The sequence below is a fragment of the Salirhabdus euzebyi genome (assembly GCF_014207435.1).
Classification (GTDB): Bacteria; Bacillota; Bacilli; order Bacillales; family Alkalibacillaceae; genus Salirhabdus; species Salirhabdus euzebyi.
The window spans coordinates 59,404-79,378 of sequence record NZ_JACHGH010000008.1; the positions used below are offsets into that span (position 1 = coordinate 59,404).

Consider the following 19,975-nt stretch of genomic DNA (forward strand, 5'->3'; position numbering starts at 1 on the left):
ACATCTTGCCATACTATAAATGTAATACATTGGGCTATAGCCAAGCGGTAAGGCAACGGGTTTTGGTCTCGTGATTCGCTGGTTCGAATCCAGCTAGCCCAGTTAATACTGGCACATATGTGCCAGTATTTTTATATCTAGTCCCCACTTTTTATTTCCATTTATTATAACTTCTAGTATGATATTCTTGTAAACATTCTTTTCGGGGGGCTTCATTTTGGATCAAACGCTAAAAATAACAAATGTTTTAAATGATGGAACAAGATTAAGTATTTATGAATATGTATCTAAAAAACACGATGTAGTGAACGTTCAGGAAATAGCAGATCGCTTTGCTATTCACCCGAATGTTGCAAGACTACATCTTAGTAAACTCGAAGACATTGGTATGATTGTTTCTACCCACCAAAAAAACCAAAAAGGTGGACGTCCATATCGTGTTTATAAATTATCTGATGAAGTAATTAAATTACAATTTCCTTATAGAGATTATGAACTACTAGCAAAAATGGCGATTGAATCTTTATTTAATTTAGGTGAAGTAGGAAAAGAAGCCTTACTAGTGACAGGAAAAAAATTTGGAAAACAACTTTTAGTGTCCAAATACCCGAATACACCAGTTACTGATTTAAATGTTGAGCAAAAACTCACCATTCTTAATGAGACATCTAGTATGTTAGGGTTAGATCCCGAATATGATTTTATTGAAAAAAATGATGAAGTTATTTTTAAAATTTTCAATTGTCCTTTCAAAGAAATAGCAGCTGATGATAATTTTCATACAATTTGTGAGATGCATCGTTTTTTTATTAAAGGTATGTTTGAAGAATTGTTTGATAACCTTATTAGCCTAAAGGAGCATACTAACATGCTTGACGGATGCCAAACTTGTACGTATCATGCTATAATGAAGCCATAATGAAAACTTACCTATTACAGAGAGCTTTGAAAAAACAGTTGTAGTTACTATAAATCGAAACTTGAAATTTTAACTACTACGGTTGATTCAGGGCTGAAATTTTATACTTCTCAACGTGTAAAAAGTTCATTTACTTTCTAAAATAGGTAGTTTATAATAACGATGATGAATCACCAGTAGAAGGAGGGGGATACCATGGATCGTATGTATCGTGTTCTAGGATTTTGGACTGGGATTTTCACAGTAATGTTCTATGTTGGTGATATGACCAAGACATCCATTTTGTTTTTAGCGCAAACTGTTTTATTTATTACGTTAAGCTATTTGAATCTTTCAGAGCGTATGTACATGTACATATTTGGTGCGTATTTAACGGTGTTTTTTATAGGATTTACGTATTATACTTCTTTCCTATTAGTACCGTCTTTCAGCCATTAAAAAGTAAAACCCCATCCAAATTTATGCTAACTCATAAATTTGGATGGGGTTTTTTCCTTGATTATTTAACCCGAACTACTTTTCTTTTGTTGAATACACACATCGAAAAGCTGTGATAATCCATCATCAAGAATTAAAGATCTGATTGCGCGATTTCTCTTTGCTTCCCCAGAAAAGGCATCCGTAGAATTATTTGATTTTAAGTATTGTAATATATTACAGTGGTGCAGTAAAAATTCATTCTGTCTAACTAAACCTCTACATGTTAAACCATGTTTATTTCCCTCGGCTATCCAAGGTTCCCAATGTACATGATGCGTAATATCCATTTCACCGACATGGTTAAGCACATTCTTATTTAATTGATGCTTATAATAACCTCGAAGGCTCCCCTCCCTTCGACTAGGTACTTCCCAATCTTGCTTCAGATAACCGTAATCTACCGTAATAACAAATCCTTCTCTTAATAATCTACTTATTTTCGACATAATTGGGTTGATGTAAATGGGGACTTCTATTCTTTGCCCATTCGTTATTTCTAAATCAAAATCTGCTATAAGATATAATAAATCCTCAGAACAAGGTCTTTTTGTTTCTGTTAACTTTAATTGCTTATCCATCGTTATGTAGATTTCATATATTTCATCACTACTTTTTTCTATTACTCGAACAGGTTGAGCATCTAAAAATTCATTCGAGAATATAATCCCATTAAAATGACTATGCGAATTTATAAAATCATCAATAGTAGTAAAAACCTGTACATCCCAAGTCCGTGGGAGATTTTTTAAAACATTTTGTCTTCCCCACTCATTTTGCTCAACAAAAATATATTGGATGTTGTTCTTTCCTCTTTTACGCATGATATTTCCAAACTGTAAAGCAAAAGTCCCATCTCCCCCACCTAATTCACATATAGCAAACGGTAGGCTGTACTTTTCCCATATACTTAGAAAATAATCTACCATTGCTTCGCAGAAAACATCATGTACGAAACTCGACGTATAAAAATCACCTGATTTACCAAAAGGGGCCTTTTGTTTACGGTAATATCCAATGGTTGGATGGTATAGTGCTAGCTCGATATATTCATCATATCTTATACTAAAATGGGCACTTTTTTCTATGTGTGATGTGATAATGTGTTTTATTATTCTCCCCTCCTTTTTTAGGTTTACACTATTGACATAGTGTTAAATAAACTTTATAGTAATAAAAGTAGCTTAACTAATCCCTAACCAACAAAGAACAGAGCACATCCCCCCAAACCCCCTTCTGAGCAGAAGGGGGTTTGCTTGTTTCTAAATCCTTTGTAAAAAAGGGTTTATTTTTCTCTCTATACCTATCGTCGTTTGAGGACCATGACCGGGATAAACGGTTAGCTCATCGGAGCATGATAGAAGTTTTTCCTTAATACTATGCAATAACTGATTATGGTCACCACCCGGAAGATCCGTTCTTCCAATACTTCCTTGAAACAAAGTATCTCCCACTACTCCAAACCCCTCTTCCTTAAAAAGAAAGGACACGCTTCCTGGTGAATGCCCAGGAGTGTAGCAAACTTCCATTTTAAATTTCCCTAATGTTAATAACCCTTCTTCCAACGTTTTTTCTGCTGGTGACGTCTTAATTGGTGCAGTAACACCAAACAATTGAGACCCGTTTAAAAGGGAGTCCTCAAGCCAGCTTTGTTCTTTTTCATGAAGATAAACGTCTAAATTAAATTCTTTCCGTAATTCGTCAACAGCGCCAATGTGATCAAAATGGGCATGGGTTAACAGGATTGCAATTGGATGAACATGCATTTCCTTTAAATAGTTACCTACGATATTTCCATCAGCACCAGGATCAATTATAATCGCATCTGTTTCATCGTGTATAATGTAGCAATTTGTTTGCAATGCACCTAAAGGCAATTGTTTAATCTTCACTCGTTACTCCTCCTATAAATTTATTAAAAAACTCGACAAACGAAGAAAATTTTTATAAAATGTATGAGAGTAGAATAGACGATACATATTATGTAATGTATTTATTATTATTTTAACGCAAATTTCCTATAAGTATAAAGGGGGTTATCTCGTTGGTTACAGGTATCATGCTTTTTTTCGTAGCAGTTTTGTCCCTAATTGCTGTTTTCCGTGAAGCAAAGAAACGCAACATCTTTGCCGTTGGATTTGCAGGTATTTCTACATTAATCTTCGGATGGTTTTCCATTATGACCATTCTAAATGAATTGTTTCCAAAGTTATTTTCATAATATAAACAAGTATAAAGCCAGGATTAATCCTGGCTTTTTTTGTGTTTTATTTTGTTTTTACTATACTTGTTATGTTACCTGAGTCAGTTGACACCAAATTTTCTAGTTGATAACCGACTAAACAAAGCTTTCCATCGTTGGTACAATCAATTTGAGTTAACGATTCAACTTCAACCACTTCTCTTTTTGTTCCCGTATTGATATCGAATGAAATAAGGCTAAAGCCTTCCTCATAGCCTAGGACTGAACCGCCATCTTTAGGTTCGAATGTATAAAACTCATTTGAATACTGTACCCATTTGAAGAATGGAGTCCAAATATAACCGGCATGAGTATCTAACTTCGGTATTTCAAATTGAGCATGGCTGTTCTCGCTATCGTTTTTAAAAAAATGAAATGATAAGCCAGTATCCCTCTCTTGTACATACATAAAAGAATCTTGATTAGACGTAAAAACTAATGCATTCGTTACTAATTGACTAGTCTCCTGTGTTTCCAGATTATATAAATGGATAGGAGCTGACAATGAAGGCTCGCTACTCCATTTAAAATGAGCAACTGTATTTTTATCATACCATTGTACATATGGCTGTACATCTATCACTTCTGTAGTATCCGTTACGATGTTTACTACTTCCATTAATGTTGTGAAATTTGGCAAATAATAAGTGATAATTATGTCTGATTCCTCATAAGGGCTCCAAGAAAATTCTACGTAATCCGAGGTTTTTGGCTTCTCAAATAGTATGTCTCCTTGTTTATCTACTATTAAAACAATCGACTTTTCAAAGTTGTCTTTTGTTTCAATAGCAAAATACTCCTTTGTTGGACTAGGAACTATTTGGGTGATCGGATTAATTGTTTCAAGAAATTTCCTTTTATCTCCAGTATAAACATCGAAAATCATCACTTCTGCCTTTTCAGCTTCACTTCTAACATATAAAAACTGACTATCACTATACCAAGACTTGATGGATAAAAAATCACTATCCTCAAGTGGTACGAAGTTTTTAACTCCATGACTAGAAGATGACCCCTTTTTATGGGTGATAGAAAGATCTTTTTTTTCATGAGGTCTCATTACACCGTCATCAAAAGTAGCACTTGAACAAGCTATTAAAGATAAAACTAGTAGCAAAACAACAAATAATGGAGGATATTTCATCGTAATATGGCACCTCTTAATATAAAGTGGAAATTCGTTTTGTAGGTGATCCTTAGTTGATTGTTAGTGGAAATATTCAAGGTGTAGGTAAATTAATTCCCGTATCACGATGTAATACGGGAATTTTGATTGTGATTATTCTTCTTTTGTTGTTCCCTTTGAAAAATCATAAAATCTTAGTAAATCTCCATAAATTAAGTCATCAGAATGGCCTAATTCATCTAAAACTGATTGTTTATATGGTGCACAAAGTGATTCTTCTGTTGTTTCTTCTGAATCGTCGCTAACATCATCAACCGGTTCACCTGTTTGACGATCATAACAAGTACCTTTTGTAAACAAATAGTCATTTGTTACAAAGTCGCCATTTCTAAAAGAAATGAAAGGTTTACGATCTTCGGCGAATAAATCTGTTCCAAATGTTAGGTCATTATTGTTTTCTATTCCCAACATGTTTAGAAGAGTCGGTTTCATATCAATTTGAGCACTTATTTTATCAATCACTCTATCATCTTCATGACCTGGTATGTGAATGATTAACGGTACTCGCTGCAATTGCAAACTATCGTAAGGTGTCAATTCTTTACCTAAAAATTGTCCCATAGCTTCATTATGATATTCACTTATTCCGTAGTGGTCACCGTATAAAACAATAATAGACTCTTCATATAATCCACTTTGTTTTAGTAAATCAAAGAATTGTTTAACAGCTTCATCCGTATAACGGACAGTTGGGAAATACTGATTAACTGTGTTTGAATTGGAATCGAATTGATCAATAGAAGCAAATTGTTCATCCAATTCAAACGGATGGTGATTTGTTAAAGTAATAAACTTCGTATAAAAAGGCTTTGGTAATTCTTCCATATATTTAATGGACTGTTCAAAGAACTCTTTATCATTTAATCCCCAACCAATTGAATTTTCTTCTGTAACATTATAATACTCTTCTGCAAAAAATTGATCAAAACCTAAAGATTCATATGCTACATCTCTGTTCCAGAAACTTTTGTTATTGGCATGAAAAACAGCTGAATAATAACCGTTTTCCTTAATAATTTCAGGGACAGCATTATATTCGTTTTGTCCGTGTGTAAAAAATACAGAACTGTTTGGTAATGGATACAAACCAGTCTCTACTAGAAACTCTGAATCAGACGTTTTTCCTAAATTCGTTTGATGATAGAAGTTTTCGAAGTAATAACTGTCTTCAATTAAATCATTTAAGAAAGGTGTAATTTCTTCACCATTTAATGTTTCGTTTATAACGAAACTTTGTACCGATTCAAGTGAGATGTAGATAATGTTTTTATCCTTTGCTATACCCCACATATCAGATTTTGTATCTTGTTCTATATTTTCGTTTACATACTCTTCAATTTCGACTAGTTCACTTCCATCCGCTAAAACACGCTGAACCTTTGTTTTTGAATTGATAACAATATCATAAATATGGTAGTTAAATAGCCCAATATTCTTTACTAAATATTCACGGTCAAATCCACGTAAAAATAACATAGGACGCTCGATTTCAGCCAACACAACGTTAGTTAATAATAAACTAAAGGATAGGGCTAAAATTTTAAGTTTTCCTTTACGTTGATAAGTTTTAACTAGACGGTTATCCGTTTTTTTAGCTAAATAGAATAAGATAACGACATCTAAGAATAATAGAAGATCGCCTAATTGTGTTAAACTTGCTGCACTTGAACCTAAATCTGAGAAATTCTTAAATTGAAACAAACTTGGTAATGTAATAAAGTCAGTAAAATTACGGTAGTATGCCAAGTTAACATAAATAACTAATGTTCCAATTAGTGCACCATATTTTATAAACTTCTTTTGTGTTTCAGGCTTCATTAATACTGCTAGAGAGAAAAATACTAAGGCAGTTGCAAATGGATTAATGAATAGAATAATTTCCTGCATCATATTTTCAAGTGAAATGGTAAATACAAAACGATATACTATATATGTTTTTAGGCCAAACATTAATCCGGCGATTAAAAACAATGGCCATTTTATACGTTGTAACATAATAGAAAGTGCCTCCTTTGATCAAACTTCATATCGTGAAATGGAAATAACTATAACATTTTCAAAATTTCATAGGTTAGATAGACTTGGCTCTTTTCCAATGGAAGCCAAATGCCTTAGTATATGAAAGTGAAATCCCTTTTAAACCATAATTTTTACAAGAATTAAATTGTTACACATAATAGACGTTTTACCTATCTATAATGTTTCAAAAATAAAAATGTTTTTTGATTTCCAACTCCTATATATTTAACGAATAATCCTTTTATGACTACTACAAATAAAATAAAAAATTCAAATATTCCTTAAAAAATTTCTAACTACTCTATTCTAACGTGTTCGGCAAGTTAGTCAAGATATTTTTATCTTCATTGTTGTCCTATTGTTTACCCAATTTCAAGACTTTCCTAACAAGAAAATACTAAATCAATTTAATGTTATTCAAAGAAATAAAAAATGTGTAGTCCATAGACTACACATTCTTATTCGTAATATATTCTTATGAAAATCGTTACAACTGAAACATGATTGTCTTATTTTTGAAGTTGTTGTTTTACGTAATAAGCGCCACCAACAACACCCGCATCATTACCTAATTGCGCAATGAAAATTTCACACGTTTCATTTATTTTTCCTAAAACAAATTTTGAAAAAGCTGCTTTCAGTGGGGTTAATAGCTGATTGCCGGCTTTTGCTACACCACCACCAATAATAATTTTATCAGGATCCGTCGTTACAGCTAAATTCGCAAGCATTAATCCTAATAGATCTGCGTTCTTCTCAATAATTTGCTTCGACACGTTATCTCCATTTTTAGCATGCTCAAAAATATCCTTTGACGTTAATTTTCCACTTAACTGCAAAGTTTCACTTAAAGTTGTCTCTAATCCGTTTTCTATTGCTTCCAATCCTTGTTTAACAAAACCTGTTGCAGAGGCATACGTTTCTATACACCCTTTTCTTCCACAGTTGCACAAATAGCCCTCATTAGGCGTAACGATAATATGTCCAATTTCTCCACCAGTTCCATTACTGCCGTTAATTACTTCACCGTTTACAACAATTCCACCACCTACACCTGTACCTAACGTAACGGCTATTAGATTATCTGATCCTTGACCTGCTCCTAACCAATTCTCACCAAGTGCAGCTAGATTGGCATCATTTAGAACAAATACGGGTACGTGTAAGAGCTCCTCTAATTCCTTTTTTAAATGATAATCTTTCCATCCTATATTTACCGCTTCAATAACGATTCCATTCGGTACATCCACATATCCAGGTGCCCCTGCACCTATTCCATTAATTTCTTCTATTGAAATAGCATGATTTTTCATTTTTTCCTTGATTGAGTTTGAGATGTCTTTTGGGATACTCTCTCCATTGTTCATACTGTTTGTTGGTATTTCCCATTTATCGAAAATAACTCCGTCTTCTTTGATAATTGCTAACTTAACAGAAGTACCACCAATGTCACAACCTATATAATATTTTTTCTTCATTTTTTATCACCCTTTAGTTTTTCGTCTCTAAATTTTGCCGCTTCCTGACGGAGTAATAAAATAGCCATTTGATAGTCCCTTGAAGATAAACATTGTGATTGATACAGTTCCCTAATTTCTTCTTCCATTAAATCCAAATCTGCTAAACGATCACCTATATAAATAATCGTACCAAATTTCATTAATAATTGTTGTACATCATATATTGTGTTCATTATCATCACCCTAAGCTATTATATCAATGCGACGTTGTAAATAAAATAGAAAAGAGACCGTTAACATGTTAACGGTCCGGGTCTTTCGGATGCAAAATAGTTGGTCTTTGATTTTTTAAAGGTATCGGTGAACGTAGTAACACGTCTCTAAATGCGTGTGGGGAAAACGGTATAAAAGGCCAGAAATATGGTGTATTAAAGGTTTTCAGGTTAGTTAAATATAGAATCCACATTGTGATTGCTACAACATATCCTGTTGGACCAAATAAACTTGCTACAAATAAAAAGAGAAGTCTCGTAATTCGATTTGCTAAGCTCAACTCATAACTAGGAGTAGCAAATGTACCAATTGCAGCAACAGATAAATACAAGACGACTTCACTTGAAAATAACCCTACTTCTACTGCTACTTGCCCAATCATAATAGCCGCAACAAGCCCAAGTGCTGTTGCTAATGAGGAGGGGGTGTGTATGGCTGCCATCCTGAGCATATCTATCCCTATTTCTGCTATAACAAACTGGACGAGTAACGGAATAACACCAGGATCTCTAGGTCCAATAAAATCTAAACCTTCTGGTAATAAAGAAGGATCGCTAGCAAATAAGTAATATAAAGGAAGGATAAACAACGATGCAAAAACAGCAATAAATCGGACTATGCGTAGATAGGCACCGATAAATGGCTTTTGGCGATATTCCTCTGCATGCTGTAAATGATGCCAATATGTTGCAGGTGTAATCATGACACTAGGAGAGCCATCGATAAAAACGAGAACGTGGCCTTCATATAAATGAGCAGCTGCAGTATCTGGCCGCTCCGTATACCTTATTGTTGAATAAGGATTCCAGTGTCTACCCCCAATAAACTCTTCCACCGTTTTCTCTGCCATTGGTATTCCATCGGTGTCTATCGCTTCAAGCCTCTTTTTTATGTGTTGAACATTTTCATCATCTGCAATATCTTCTAAGTAACTAACACACACATCTGTTTTTGAACGCCTACCTATTTGTAAATATTCCATTCGCAAAGAACGATCACGTACTCTTCTTCTCGTTAAAGCTGTATTAAAGACAATTGTTTCTACATACCCATCTCTTGATCCTCTAACAACCCGTTCTATCTCGGGCTCTTGAGGCCCACGGACTGGATACGTACGAGCATCAATAATAAAGACTTTTGATAAACCTTCCACAAATAAAGCAGTTGGACCTGCCAATACTTGATCAGCGACCTCGTTTAAGTCCTCTGAGTAATCAAGCTCAATGTATGGCAAATTTGTCTTAAACAGTTTTTCAAATGGGTCGGGTTCTAGTTGTTTGGGGTCAAGTTTTGCAAGAAACTTCATTATCAAATGTAAAATATCATCCTTCGCAAACCCATCAACTAAAAATAAAGCCATCCTTTTGCCCGCATACTTTAAATCAAGATGGACAACATCAAAGCTTTTGTCCACTCCTAATCTGTCCTTCATGTATTTTATATTTTCATCAAAATTATTCATAATAGGTTTCTTTTCTGTCATATACTCACCCATCTTAAAAGATTTCTATTTTTTAGTTTGAGTTAATTTTTTCTAAACATACATTTCATATCAATAAAAAAGAAGTCATACATTTAAAATAAGACAGGCTTTCTAGAAAGAGGGGCTATAATGAAGAACTTATTCTATTTATTGTTTTTAACTTTAATTATTTCTTTTATTATTGTGAATATCCAAGAAAAGGATCAGAAAGTGATTAAATTCTTTCCATTAGATGAAACAAAAAGCTTTGAGGAATCAAAAACGGAATTAAAACTCCTAACACAAACGGATGAGGATTCTTACAAGATTGGGTGGAATATGTACTCCACTATGGATAAACCTGTTTACTTACGTCAGGATGTATCCCTACTTTTTGTTGATGGAAAATTAAAAGGAATTCTGAACCAATGGAAGGAAGAGGCGAGTACGTTAAAGCAAGAGACTATTTTCAACGGAGAGGATAGTAGCCATTATGAAGCTATTTCCTTTCACCATGGAGAAATCCATTACCCGGATGATTTAATAAAAAGTATGCAGTTAATGACCCACGATCATTTATATATTATTGATTCTCCTCACTCTGCTCTGGAGTCCTTTAAAGAACCTATAGAACAGAATGAAAAAGAGTGGAAAAAAACCTTGGATAATACAAAATACCAGCACTTAAATTATTACTGGACACAATTAATGCAGCATTATGATTTAAACAAAACCGATTATCTCGAAATCCCTTTAACGGAATTATGGAAATTTAATGAAAAAGCCTTCCCAACACTTACCGTAGAACAGACACAACAAGTTGTCGGGCAATTGTGGGAAGGAATATATAAAAATTATATTACTGGGATAAAAACACAAGATGATCCTAACGGAAAACCATTAAATACGTATATGCCACTTATTTTAGTTGATAAAAAGGGACAGTATTTATTTGTATTATTTGAAGATCATCAAGGACAAAAACATCGTTTAATTCAACGAATCCCGGACTTCTCTTAACTTTTCTTTTACTCGTTGAAACTGGGAATCATCTGGACGAATAGACGCTGCTTTCTCAGCATGGGTGAATGCATTTTCATATTCTGCGAGTTCACTGTACACTAGAGCTAGATTATAGTGACCTTCAGCTAAGGATTCATTTATAGTAACTGCTTTTACTAAATCATCCTTAGCTTTTTCCCATTCATCAAGGTAGATGTAAGCGAGTGATCGATTAAAATATAAATATTCATTCGAATCATCTGCATAATGAATGCCTTTTGTTAACAATTCAATAGCTTGACTATAGTTTTTTTCATCCAATTCCTTTTGAGCTAACACTAATTGGATATTTGGATCATGACTATTTTTTGTATTTTCGGTTCCATAATATACTAGGCTTCCTATTACAAATACATATACCAACAACGATGCTACTTGCAATAAAATATTCCTCTTACGTGGCATTTGGACGATTGCAGCAGCTAAAAAGCCTCCTATTAGGCCACCCATATGTGCACTATTATCAATACTAGGTACACTAATACCTAGTACTATATTTAATCCAATAATGAACAGCAAATTGCTCCCCATCGTTTGAAAGAATAGCTTTCTATTTATGAGACCAAAAAAGAGTAATGCCCCAAACAAACCAAAAATTGCTCCGGAGGCACCTGCTGCTACAGAAGTATTAAATGAAAAGCTTGCAAGTCCTCCAAATACTCCTGCTAAAAAATAAATGATGAAAAATTTAAAGCTACCATACATTCGTTCTACAGCATTACCCAAATAATATAAGGCTAGCATATTCATTAAAAGATGTAAGTATCCGACATGTATGAACATACTAGATACAATTCGCCACCATTCCCCATCAATAATATATGGATTAAATTTGGCTCCCCATTCAATCAAATGGAACGTATCTGTACTATCTCCTGCATTTTCCATCAATAAAAACACAACAACATTTACTAGTAGCAAGATATATGTAAGAAAAGGTTTTCCATAACTGAATAGAGCCGAGGCTTCTTTTTTCCTCTTTTGATGTTGTGAAATCACTCGGTGCTTTATGTACTGAACCGTAACATGACTTTCCTCAGGACTTGCAGGGACAGAAATATTTGGCTTTTCCAATGATAGTGAATGAAAAAATTGTCCTATTTCTTCTTCTCTTCCTTCTTCAACAAAAAAATGGGTATGTATAGTAAGGTTTTTTCTCTCCTTTACAACTATCGGCTTTTTCACCGAATACCAATCATCGACTGGAGGATATTGTGAAATATATATGTTATGTACTTCAACATCTTTTCCTCTTAACAAACCTTTAACCTTTTTTATTCTCTCAATTAAATAAGCGAGGTCTTTTTTCAGATGATTCGTCCAATCAAAATCATGCATAAATAATCTTATCACGTGCCTTTTTTTATTGATAACACCCTCAAGCCATATTTCATGATTACGCTCATCTACTTGAATTAAATCAAATTCGTATTGATCCATTAAATAGTGGGATATTTTCCAAAAATAAAACTCATTTTGATAAAACATATAGCTGTCCTCCTTACTAAAACATCTTACCATGAAGCTTTTAAAAAAGAACAGAAAAAGACGTTCAGCCTTATAAAGCTGAACGTGAAAAAGTTGTTTGAAATAACTTTTCTCTTAAACCAGGTAAATTCATACCTATTCTGACCATCAATCTTCTTAAAATCCCTACTGAAATAACATACCGCATGATTCGGAAACGTTGTTGATACATTACCATTAATCCAACACCAATTAGAACCATATTCATTAAAAATCGCATATTTTAAAAACACCCCTTTACAAGTGTTATTGTTAATATGCGTGACTACTCGAAGTTTATTCAAGCTTTTATTACTACGAAGTAACTTTATGAGTGTGAAGCCCATTCCTTACAAAATGAGTGGTAGTCCGTTGCCGCGGAAAAATACTCGCTCTCCATTGGCAAGGCTTCAGTCTCTTGCTCTCCCATAGGACAAGGAACGCTTCGGCAGCATTACATCGCACGAAGAAAATTGCCTTTCATTTTCGAGGAGTATCGCATGTTTCTGCGGCTTAGGTAAGTGGTTTGTACAAACGAGAATACTTGCCAACACGCAATGACTTCACGTGCGATCACTACACTAAATCTGAAAATCTACATCAGTGTAGGCAGAATAGAACCTATTTTAATTTAGCCAAAGTTAGTCACCTATCCTATCAATCGCAACAAAATATGCGTGCCAACTAAAATAGAACGCCATTTTCCGTAATAATATGTTTGACTGGTTGATCATACTGATCCCGTGGAACATTAGTAATTATTTGTTTTTCCATCGCAATAGAAAGGGAAGTTTGTTCAAATCCTTTTAAATATCTATCGTAATAACCCCCACCATATCCAATCCTAAATCCTTTAGAATCAAAAAGGAGGCCTGGGACAAAAAGTAACTCAATTTCTTCTTTTGTCACCAACTTACTTTTGTTGGGATTCGGTTCAAACAATCCGAAATACACTTTTTCTAAATCCTTGAAATCCGTAAAATGATAAAACACCATCTTATGATTATCTTTTGGAAAACATTTAGGAACTCCAACCTTTTTTCCTTCTTTCCATGCCGCTTCAATTAAATACCTTGTGTTCCACTCATGCTCCATGGAAATCGTAATTCCTATAGTGGTAGCTTCTTTCCACCAACTCGTATGTATAACATGATTCGTGAGTTTAAGGGAAAGCTCATTTCTTTTTTCTTCCCTTACACTTTCTAATAAACTTTTTCCTTTATTTCTTAATAAATTTTTTTCATTATCCATGAGCATGCACCTCTATTATATTTTTTCAGAAAAAAAAGAGTGACTGAAATCCTTAGTATGGATCTCAAACCACTCTTTTACCTTATTTCGTTTCACGGTGAAGTGTTTGTGTGTTACAACGAGGGCAGAATTTTTTCAATTCTAAACGTTCTGTATTTTTTCGTTTATTTTTAGTTGTAATATAGTTACGGTCACCTGATTCAGTGCACGCTAAAGTTACTTGTACACGCATTATTAATTCCCTCCATTTCTCTCTGACTGATTCATTAGAAAATCGTTAATATCACATATTTGGACTTATACATAATACCAAATCTTACGTATATATTCAAGCGTTCGTTAATTTATTTAGTTATTTCTTTTTTTTCATGACATATTTCATCAAGAAAAAATGTGTGATATAACTAAACTAATGAAAAGAGGTGTCGAATTATGTTTTCAACGATTATTACATTACTTCTAGTTGGTCTTAGTTTGTTTATCTTATCTTACTTTACGAATGATCGATTGAAGGAGTTAGAGGAACAAGTAGAGCAACTTTCTATTTCTTCCCTACAGGAAACATATAAAATGAAAAGCAAAATCAAAATATTAGAAGAAGAATTATTGTCAGATGTTCTAGATACTCATTTTGATACGCCTGCTACTCCTAAGGCTAAAGAACAACCACCTTTATTAAAACAAATTAAAGCTCTTTATGATCAAGGGCTATCAACCGACAAAATCGCCCAACAAACCTCATTGCAAGAACATGACGTAAGAGCAATATTACATCAAATTTATCCAAAAACTTTTAATTAGGAGATATTTTTTATGAAAATAGTTTTACGTTCATTCTCCATTGGATTACTTACTGCTACTATATTATTCGGTTTTACCTATTATATAGAAGAAACGGAACGAAAAAAAGAAAGTTCAGTAGAAGAAGAGAATCCACTTTCTATAGAAACAGCTTCGACTTTCTTACAACAAGAGGGTTTTGTAGTGCTTACTCAGGATGAGTGGTTGTCAGCAACCGAAGAAAATGAGGAACAAATTGTGCAAGAAGAACCAGAGGAAGAACTCAGTCAAGAAGAAGAGGAAGCCTATATTTTACTTATCGAACCAGGAATGGTTATTCATGAAATTAGTACAGCCTTATATGAAAATGGCCTAATTGATGATCAAGTAGCCTTTGGAAAATTTCTGGAAACAAACGAGTATAGTACGAAAATTCAAATCGGTGAATTTGAATTAAGAAAAAATATGACTCATGAAGAAATTGCTGAAGTAATAACAAAATAAAATAGAAGCACAGGCTGATCAATTAGCCTGTGCTTCTTACGTTTAATCGTTTAAATCGTATGCTTCCCCTTTGACTAGATAGAATATATTTTCTCCTATATTCGTAATATGGTCCGCAAATCTTTCAATGAATCTTGCACTAAAAGCCATTTGCATTAAATGTTGTGTCATTTGTGGGTTAGATGTTGTTTCTTCAAATATTTCTCGAATAAGGGCACTATACATATGATCTACTTCATCGTCCATCTCAGCAAGTTTTCTTGCCATAGAAATGTCTTCATTTTCAAAAGCCTTTATTGCTAAAATGACCATGTCTCTTGCCTTTTCAGCCATTTTGGCAATTTGTGGATGGATATTTAACGGGTGGTCTTTTCCTAAGCGAATTGTTGTTTTGGCAATATTAACGGCGTGATCTGCCATTCTCTCAAGGTCAGAAGAAATTTTTATCGCAATAATTAATCTTCTCAAGTCTTTCGCTAAAGGTTGTTGTTTTGCAATTAATAATATTGCTTTTTCGTTAATTACTACTTCCTTTTTGTCTAATTGCTCATCCTGATCAATTACTTGTTGTGCTTTTACGATGTCCTTTTGGTACAATCCTTCAACTGCTTCTTTCAGGGCGTGTTCGGCATCTTCAGCTAGTTCCTTAATTAAACCTTTTAAATTTTGTAAATCTTCATAAAAATGCTCTCTTATAGTCACTTTCATCTCTTCCCCTCTATTTGATGGATTATCCGAATCGACCAGTAATATAATCCTCTGTGCGCTTATCGTTAGGGTTTGAAAATAATTTATTCGTATTAGAATACTCAATTAGTTCTCCATTTAAGAAGAATGCTGTTTTATCAGAAACACGTGCAGCCTGTTGCATATTATGTGTAACAATAACAATGCTATATTTTTGCTTTAAATTTTGTACAAGCTCTTCTAATTTCAAAGTAGAAATAGGATCAAGTGCTGAAGTCGGTTCATCCATTAAGATAACATCTGGTTCAATAGCTAAACAGCGAGCAATGCACAGACGTTGTTGTTGTCCACCAGACAAGCCATAAGCATTTTCATGAAGACGATCCTTGACTTCGTTCCAAATTGCAGCATCCTTCAAACTTTTTTCTACAATTTCATCTAAATCTTGTTTTTTCTTAATTCCGTGGATTTTAGGACCATAAGCAATATTTTCATAGATTGTTTTTGGAAATGGGTTGGGTTTTTGAAACACCATTCCTACTTGCGTACGCAGATCCTCTACAGCAAATTTAGGATCAAAAATATTACGATCATTATATTTAATTGTCCCTGAAGTTTTTACTGTCGGTATCATTTCAACCATTCGGTTTAAAGTCTTAATAAACGTTGATTTTCCACATCCAGAAGGGCCAATAATTGCAGTAATTTCGTTTTGTGCAATATCCATATTTATATCTTTTAAGGCTTGATCTTCTCCGTACCATAAATTCAAATCAGAAATTTCAAACACATGGCTTTGTTTATTTGTTTGGACTGGTTCCGTATCTTGTATAACTGCTTTTGTAAAAATAGACATTCTAAATCCTCCCACCCAAATTTAATATCGTTTTTTAAATTTATTTCTTATTAACACAGCGATCGTGTTCATTAATAACAGGACAACTAAAAGAACAATGATACCTGCAGCTGCTACTAGAGGCCATTCCTCTTGTGGTCTGCTAATCCAACTGTAAATTTGAATTGGCATTGCTGTGTAAGAGCCTAATAAGGAATCAGGAAGTGTGTAAATTGCTGCCGCTGCTCCTACAACTAATAACGGAGCAGTCTCTCCTATTGCTCTTGAAAGTGCTAAAATAGAGCCTGTTATAATACCAGGAAGTGCTGCAGGTAAAACAACACGTACTATCGTTTGCCATTTCGTTGCGCCCATTCCATAAGAAGCTTCCTTTAAAAAATTCGGTACAGCTCGAATCGACTCTTGAGAAGCAACAACGATGATTGGTAGGACGAGTAAACTCATTGTTAAACCACCTGCGAGCAATGAGTATCCTAAATGCAGGATGTAAACGAATAACGTTAGCCCTAGTAATCCAAACACAATGGAAGGCACACCTGCCAAATTTTGAATATTACTTTGAATAAATCTTGTGAATCGATTCTTTTTTGCATACTCTTCTAAATAGAGGGCAGTAGAAACCCCAATTACGATAGCAAAAATCGCTACGATTGTAATGATATATAGGGAACCTACTAATCCTGCTAATATTCCGGCTTCTTCAGGGTAAGGAGCCGGAAATCCTTGTAAAAAGTCCAAATCTAAATAACTAATTCCTTGAGTCAATATACGATATAAAAGAAGTGCAAGAAAGATAAGTCCAACAGTGGTTGCAGCAAAGAATAGGGAATGAAATACTTTGTTTAACCACACTCTTTTTGTTACTCTTTTTTGCCACTTCTCTTGCTGTTTTTGTAACATTAGTATTCCTCCCTATACTTTCGAACGATATATTGTGAAAGAAAGTTCATCAATAGTGTGAAAACAAATAAAGTGATTCCAACTGCGTATATACTGTAATAAATCGTTGAGCCATACGTGGTATCTCCTTTAGCACCTTGGACGATAAACGCTGTTAGCGTCTGGATCGACTCTGTTGGGTTAAACGTAAGGTTAGGTGTTTGCCCCGCTGCTATTGTCACAATCATCGTCTCCCCAATTGCACGAGAAACAGCTAATACGATCGATGCTACAACGCCAGAAAATGCTGCTGGCAATACTACTTTTGTTGCAACTTCAAATCTAGTAGCTCCCATTGCCAAAGCACCTTCACGTAAACTGTTTGGCACAGCATTCATCGCATCTTCAGATAAGGATGCAATCATCGGAATTATCATTACACCTACTACTATCCCTGCACTTAACGCATTAAATATGGGAAGTTCAGGTATGATTTTTTCGAACAAAGGTGTAATAAATGTTAAGGCAAAAAAACCATAAACAACTGTCGGAATACCAGCAAGTACTTCTAGAGTAGGTTTAATAATCCTTCTCGTTTTATCGCTAGCATACTCACTCAAAAAAATAGCCGCAGCAATTCCTAATGGAAGGGCTACTACAATTGCTATACACGTAATTAATAAAGTACCACTAATTAGAGGTATAACACCAAATTCTCCAGACCAAGGAGACCATGTGTTATTAAAGAAGAACTCCTTCATTGGAACTGCACTAAAGAAGGTTATTGCTTCTTTCAATAATGTAAAAACAATTCCAAGTGTTGCGATAACGGAAAAAAGTGCACACAAGAATAAAAAGATTGGAACTACCTTTTCTGTTTGTTTTAGTAGTTTTCTCTTTTCTTTTTTCTCCTTAATTTTCTTCTGAATATCTAATCCCTGTTTCCCCTCATGCGAGATATTCATGATTAAGCTCCCTTCATCCAATAAAAAATAGTCATTACTTGATAAAATCTTATTTAATGAGAAAAACACGTAGCTTGCGTCAAGAAATCATGACGAAAGCCTTCGTTTTTTCTTATACTTTGACCCTTTAACAAAGTTAAAATCTTAAAGTACAAGGTAAAGGAGGACAGAATCTAATCTGTCCCCTTTTACTATTAAAACTAGTTATTGATAACGAGCTTTTAATTCAGCTAACTGTGATTGGTACTCTTCTTCAGGTAATGCAACGTAACCTACATGTTCAGATGCCGCACCAGCATTAGTTAGTAAGAACTCTGTAAAGTTTTGAACCTCTTTTTTCTCTTCTAAAGATTTTGCGTTAATATAAGTGAATAATGGGCGACCAAGCGGCTCATAAGATCCATCTTGAATTGTTTCGAAAGTTGGTTTTATTGGCCCATTTCCATTGTCTATACCAAGAACTTTCAAGCTATCTTCATTAGCAGCGTAGTAAGCATATCCGAAAAATCCAATTGCGTAAGGATCATTTTGAATACCGCGTACAAGAAGATTGTCATCCTCAGAAAGTGTTACACCTTCGCCTTCGCGCATTGGGTTTTCTTCTAGAACTACTTCATTGAAGTAATCGAAAGTTCCTGAATCATGTCCAGGGCTGAAAATTTTAATTTCTTTTTTAGGCCATTCTGGGTTTACATCAGACCATAGCTTGTTTCCACGTTCTGCGATAAAAATATCACGTAATTGCTCAATAGTTACATTTTCAAGAAAATCATTTTGTTGGCTTACTACAACTGAAAGTCCATCATAAGCTAATTCCACTTCTAGTAATTCAATACCATTTTCTTTTGCTATTTCAATTTCTTCTTCTTGAATTGGTCGTGATGCATTACTGAAATCAATTTCACCTTTTGTAGAACGTTTGAAACCTCCACCAGATCCGATACTTTCTAATGGTGTATTTACATCAGGTTGTACTTTGTTATATTCATAAGTCACATATTCCATAATTGGGAAAACTGTTGAAGATCCCGCAAGATTAATAGTTCCAGATACCTTTTCTTCACTGTTTCCATTATCCCCATTTGATTGATCTTCTGTATTAGTGTCACCTGCATCTGTGTTAGCGTCTTCCTCACCTTGACCACATGCTGCTAAAGCGCTGATGATTAAAATAAAAGTGAATAAAAATGCCAGACGTTTCAATTTTTGCATTTTGTTTTTCCCCCTACTTTTCTTAAACTGATTTTTCTTACAATGCTAATATTAATACCCATCTGTTAACGGCATATAAATAGAATGTAAAGGTTATGTAAAAATGGGGGATTCGTTGTATAAAATTGTTGATTATTGTATTTTCGGTTTAAACCGAGCAAGATTTATTAGAAAAACTTGGCTTGTCGCCGAGTTCTTATGGCGAGAACAAAAGCGCAAGCGCCTTGCTCAGCCT

The 19,975-nt window shown here is 34.2% G+C and carries 22 protein-coding genes and 1 tRNA gene; 7 read left to right on the top strand and 16 right to left on the bottom strand.

Annotated features, from left to right (window positions below; translation table 11 throughout):
• Positions 1-30: 30 nt before the first annotated feature.
• The 3 genes from HNQ94_RS13455 to HNQ94_RS13465 all read left to right on the top strand — a co-directional run bounded on the left by HNQ94_RS13455 (position 31) and on the right by HNQ94_RS13465 (position 1,357).
• Positions 31-102: transfer RNA gene (locus HNQ94_RS13455), tRNA-Gln, on the top strand.
• Positions 103-217: 115 nt separating this feature from the next.
• Complete coding sequence (locus HNQ94_RS13460; RefSeq protein ID WP_174494673.1) at positions 218-919, top strand: helix-turn-helix transcriptional regulator; 702 nt, start codon at positions 218-220, stop codon at positions 917-919.
• Positions 920-1,114: 195 nt separating this feature from the next.
• The gene (locus HNQ94_RS13465) at positions 1,115-1,357 is read left to right on the top strand and encodes a DUF2626 domain-containing protein (RefSeq protein ID WP_174494672.1); all 243 of its coding nucleotides are present in this window, start codon (positions 1,115-1,117) and stop codon (positions 1,355-1,357) included.
• Positions 1,358-1,422: 65 nt separating this feature from the next.
• Here the strand turns inward: HNQ94_RS13465 and HNQ94_RS13470 are convergent, their stop codons facing one another.
• Together HNQ94_RS13470 and HNQ94_RS13475 are read right to left on the bottom strand one after the other, a co-directional pair.
• Positions 1,423-2,325 (bottom strand): SAM-dependent methyltransferase, encoded by a 903-nt coding sequence (locus HNQ94_RS13470; protein ID WP_174494671.1) that lies wholly within the window; start codon positions 2,323-2,325, stop codon positions 1,423-1,425.
• Between the two features lie 333 nt (positions 2,326-2,658).
• The gene (locus HNQ94_RS13475; protein WP_174494670.1) at positions 2,659-3,288 is read right to left on the bottom strand and encodes an MBL fold metallo-hydrolase; all 630 of its coding nucleotides are present in this window, start codon (positions 3,286-3,288) and stop codon (positions 2,659-2,661) included.
• A 152-nt stretch (positions 3,289-3,440) separates the two neighbouring features.
• Here HNQ94_RS13475 and HNQ94_RS13480 point away from each other — a divergent pair, with 152 nt between their 5' ends.
• Positions 3,441-3,617, top strand: a complete 177-nt coding sequence (locus HNQ94_RS13480; RefSeq protein WP_246199914.1) for a DUF2759 domain-containing protein — start codon at positions 3,441-3,443, stop codon at positions 3,615-3,617.
• A 46-nt stretch (positions 3,618-3,663) separates the two neighbouring features.
• On the opposite strand, the gene HNQ94_RS13485 is transcribed toward HNQ94_RS13480, so the two are convergent.
• From HNQ94_RS13485 to HNQ94_RS13505, 5 genes are all read right to left on the bottom strand, one after another.
• Positions 3,664-4,782: a YqgU-like beta propeller domain-containing protein gene (locus tag HNQ94_RS13485; protein WP_174494669.1), complete on the bottom strand. Its 1,119-nt coding sequence runs from the start codon at positions 4,780-4,782 to the stop codon at positions 3,664-3,666.
• Positions 4,783-4,917: 135 nt separating this feature from the next.
• Positions 4,918-6,819, bottom strand: a complete 1,902-nt coding sequence (locus tag HNQ94_RS13490) for an LTA synthase family protein (protein ID WP_174494668.1) — start codon at positions 6,817-6,819, stop codon at positions 4,918-4,920.
• Positions 6,820-7,352: 533 nt separating this feature from the next.
• Positions 7,353-8,321: an ROK family glucokinase gene (locus tag HNQ94_RS13495; protein WP_174494667.1), complete on the bottom strand. Its 969-nt coding sequence runs from the start codon at positions 8,319-8,321 to the stop codon at positions 7,353-7,355.
• On the bottom strand, positions 8,318-8,536 hold the full coding sequence (locus HNQ94_RS13500) for a YqgQ family protein (RefSeq protein ID WP_174494666.1): 219 nt from the start codon (positions 8,534-8,536) through the stop codon (positions 8,318-8,320). Before HNQ94_RS13500 ends, HNQ94_RS13495 begins: the two co-directional genes overlap by 4 nt.
• Positions 8,537-8,604: 68 nt before the next feature.
• Positions 8,605-10,059 (bottom strand): spore germination protein, encoded by a 1,455-nt coding sequence (locus HNQ94_RS13505; protein ID WP_174494665.1) that lies wholly within the window; start codon positions 10,057-10,059, stop codon positions 8,605-8,607.
• 129 nt (positions 10,060-10,188) lie between these two features.
• Between HNQ94_RS13505 and HNQ94_RS13510 the strand changes: the two genes are divergently transcribed.
• Complete coding sequence (locus tag HNQ94_RS13510) at positions 10,189-11,058, top strand: hypothetical protein (protein WP_174494664.1); 870 nt, start codon at positions 10,189-10,191, stop codon at positions 11,056-11,058.
• Here the strand turns inward: HNQ94_RS13510 and HNQ94_RS13515 are convergent.
• The 4 genes from HNQ94_RS13515 to rpmG form a co-directional block, all read right to left on the bottom strand.
• On the bottom strand, positions 11,029-12,588 hold the full coding sequence (locus HNQ94_RS13515; RefSeq protein WP_174494663.1) for a rhomboid family intramembrane serine protease: 1,560 nt from the start codon (positions 12,586-12,588) through the stop codon (positions 11,029-11,031). The two genes, HNQ94_RS13510 and HNQ94_RS13515, sit on opposite strands and share 30 nt — an antisense overlap.
• A gap of 70 nt (positions 12,589-12,658) precedes the next feature.
• Positions 12,659-12,847, bottom strand: coding sequence for a protein YqgO (gene yqgO / locus HNQ94_RS13520; protein ID WP_174494662.1), 189 nt, complete (start codon positions 12,845-12,847; stop codon positions 12,659-12,661).
• Positions 12,848-13,290: 443 nt separating this feature from the next.
• Positions 13,291-13,857: a 5-formyltetrahydrofolate cyclo-ligase gene (locus HNQ94_RS13525; protein ID WP_174494661.1), complete on the bottom strand. Its 567-nt coding sequence runs from the start codon at positions 13,855-13,857 to the stop codon at positions 13,291-13,293.
• Positions 13,858-13,939: 82 nt separating this feature from the next.
• Entirely contained in the window at positions 13,940-14,089 is a 150-nt protein-coding gene (gene rpmG, locus HNQ94_RS13530) for a 50S ribosomal protein L33 (protein ID WP_174494660.1), read from the bottom strand.
• A gap of 200 nt (positions 14,090-14,289) precedes the next feature.
• Here rpmG and HNQ94_RS13535 point away from each other — a divergent pair, with 200 nt between their 5' ends.
• Both HNQ94_RS13535 and HNQ94_RS13540 read left to right on the top strand, forming a co-directional pair.
• The gene (locus HNQ94_RS13535; RefSeq protein ID WP_174494659.1) at positions 14,290-14,658 is read left to right on the top strand and encodes a hypothetical protein; all 369 of its coding nucleotides are present in this window, start codon (positions 14,290-14,292) and stop codon (positions 14,656-14,658) included.
• Positions 14,659-14,670: 12 nt separating this feature from the next.
• Positions 14,671-15,141 carry an endolytic transglycosylase MltG gene (locus HNQ94_RS13540; RefSeq protein ID WP_174494658.1) on the top strand — a complete coding sequence of 157 codons (471 nt, stop codon included), beginning with the start codon at positions 14,671-14,673 and terminating at the stop codon, positions 15,139-15,141.
• Positions 15,142-15,183: 42 nt separating this feature from the next.
• Here HNQ94_RS13540 and phoU read toward each other — a convergent pair whose 3' ends face one another.
• From phoU to HNQ94_RS13565, 5 genes are all read right to left on the bottom strand, one after another.
• Positions 15,184-15,849: a phosphate signaling complex protein PhoU gene (gene phoU, locus HNQ94_RS13545; protein WP_221452571.1), complete on the bottom strand. Its 666-nt coding sequence runs from the start codon at positions 15,847-15,849 to the stop codon at positions 15,184-15,186.
• 22 nt (positions 15,850-15,871) lie between these two features.
• The gene (gene pstB, locus HNQ94_RS13550; RefSeq protein WP_174494657.1) at positions 15,872-16,684 is read right to left on the bottom strand and encodes a phosphate ABC transporter ATP-binding protein PstB; all 813 of its coding nucleotides are present in this window, start codon (positions 16,682-16,684) and stop codon (positions 15,872-15,874) included.
• A 21-nt stretch (positions 16,685-16,705) separates the two neighbouring features.
• Positions 16,706-17,584, bottom strand: a complete 879-nt coding sequence (gene pstA / locus HNQ94_RS13555; RefSeq protein WP_174494656.1) for a phosphate ABC transporter permease PstA — start codon at positions 17,582-17,584, stop codon at positions 16,706-16,708.
• Positions 17,584-18,528, bottom strand: coding sequence for a phosphate ABC transporter permease subunit PstC (gene pstC, locus HNQ94_RS13560; RefSeq protein ID WP_174494655.1), 945 nt, complete (start codon positions 18,526-18,528; stop codon positions 17,584-17,586). Before pstC ends, pstA begins: the two co-directional genes overlap by 1 nt.
• Positions 18,529-18,732: 204 nt before the next feature.
• A complete protein-coding gene (locus HNQ94_RS13565) occupies positions 18,733-19,740 on the bottom strand; it encodes a PstS family phosphate ABC transporter substrate-binding protein (RefSeq protein WP_174494654.1) in 1,008 nt (335 codons plus the stop codon).
• Positions 19,741-19,975 lie beyond the last annotated feature (235 nt).

Excerpts from the sequence above, each read along its gene's own strand:
- HNQ94_RS13465 (WP_174494672.1), top strand. The coding sequence starts at position 1,115 with ATGGATCGTATGTATCGTGTTCTAGGATTTTGGACTGGGATTTTCACA.
- HNQ94_RS13470 (WP_174494671.1), bottom strand. The coding sequence starts at position 2,325 with ATGGTAGATTATTTTCTAAGTATATGGGAAAAGTACAGCCTACCGTTT.
- HNQ94_RS13485 (WP_174494669.1), bottom strand. The coding sequence starts at position 4,782 with ATGAAATATCCTCCATTATTTGTTGTTTTGCTACTAGTTTTATCTTTA.
- HNQ94_RS13490 (WP_174494668.1), bottom strand. The coding sequence starts at position 6,819 with ATGTTACAACGTATAAAATGGCCATTGTTTTTAATCGCCGGATTAATG.
- HNQ94_RS13495 (WP_174494667.1), bottom strand. The coding sequence starts at position 8,321 with ATGAAGAAAAAATATTATATAGGTTGTGACATTGGTGGTACTTCTGTT.
- HNQ94_RS13500 (WP_174494666.1), bottom strand. The coding sequence starts at position 8,536 with ATGAACACAATATATGATGTACAACAATTATTAATGAAATTTGGTACG.
- HNQ94_RS13505 (WP_174494665.1), bottom strand. The coding sequence starts at position 10,059 with ATGACAGAAAAGAAACCTATTATGAATAATTTTGATGAAAATATAAAA.
- HNQ94_RS13510 (WP_174494664.1), top strand. The coding sequence starts at position 10,189 with ATGAAGAACTTATTCTATTTATTGTTTTTAACTTTAATTATTTCTTTT.
- HNQ94_RS13515 (WP_174494663.1), bottom strand. The coding sequence starts at position 12,588 with ATGTTTTATCAAAATGAGTTTTATTTTTGGAAAATATCCCACTATTTA.
- yqgO (WP_174494662.1), bottom strand. The coding sequence starts at position 12,847 with ATGCGATTTTTAATGAATATGGTTCTAATTGGTGTTGGATTAATGGTA.
- HNQ94_RS13525 (WP_174494661.1), bottom strand. The coding sequence starts at position 13,857 with ATGGATAATGAAAAAAATTTATTAAGAAATAAAGGAAAAAGTTTATTA.
- rpmG (WP_174494660.1), bottom strand. The coding sequence starts at position 14,089 with ATGCGTGTACAAGTAACTTTAGCGTGCACTGAATCAGGTGACCGTAAC.
- HNQ94_RS13535 (WP_174494659.1), top strand. The coding sequence starts at position 14,290 with ATGTTTTCAACGATTATTACATTACTTCTAGTTGGTCTTAGTTTGTTT.
- HNQ94_RS13540 (WP_174494658.1), top strand. The coding sequence starts at position 14,671 with ATGAAAATAGTTTTACGTTCATTCTCCATTGGATTACTTACTGCTACT.
- phoU (WP_221452571.1), bottom strand. The coding sequence starts at position 15,849 with ATGAAAGTGACTATAAGAGAGCATTTTTATGAAGATTTACAAAATTTA.
- pstB (WP_174494657.1), bottom strand. The coding sequence starts at position 16,684 with ATGTCTATTTTTACAAAAGCAGTTATACAAGATACGGAACCAGTCCAA.
- pstA (WP_174494656.1), bottom strand. The coding sequence starts at position 17,584 with ATGTTACAAAAACAGCAAGAGAAGTGGCAAAAAAGAGTAACAAAAAGA.
- pstC (WP_174494655.1), bottom strand. The coding sequence starts at position 18,528 with ATGAATATCTCGCATGAGGGGAAACAGGGATTAGATATTCAGAAGAAA.
- HNQ94_RS13565 (WP_174494654.1), bottom strand. The coding sequence starts at position 19,740 with ATGCAAAAATTGAAACGTCTGGCATTTTTATTCACTTTTATTTTAATC.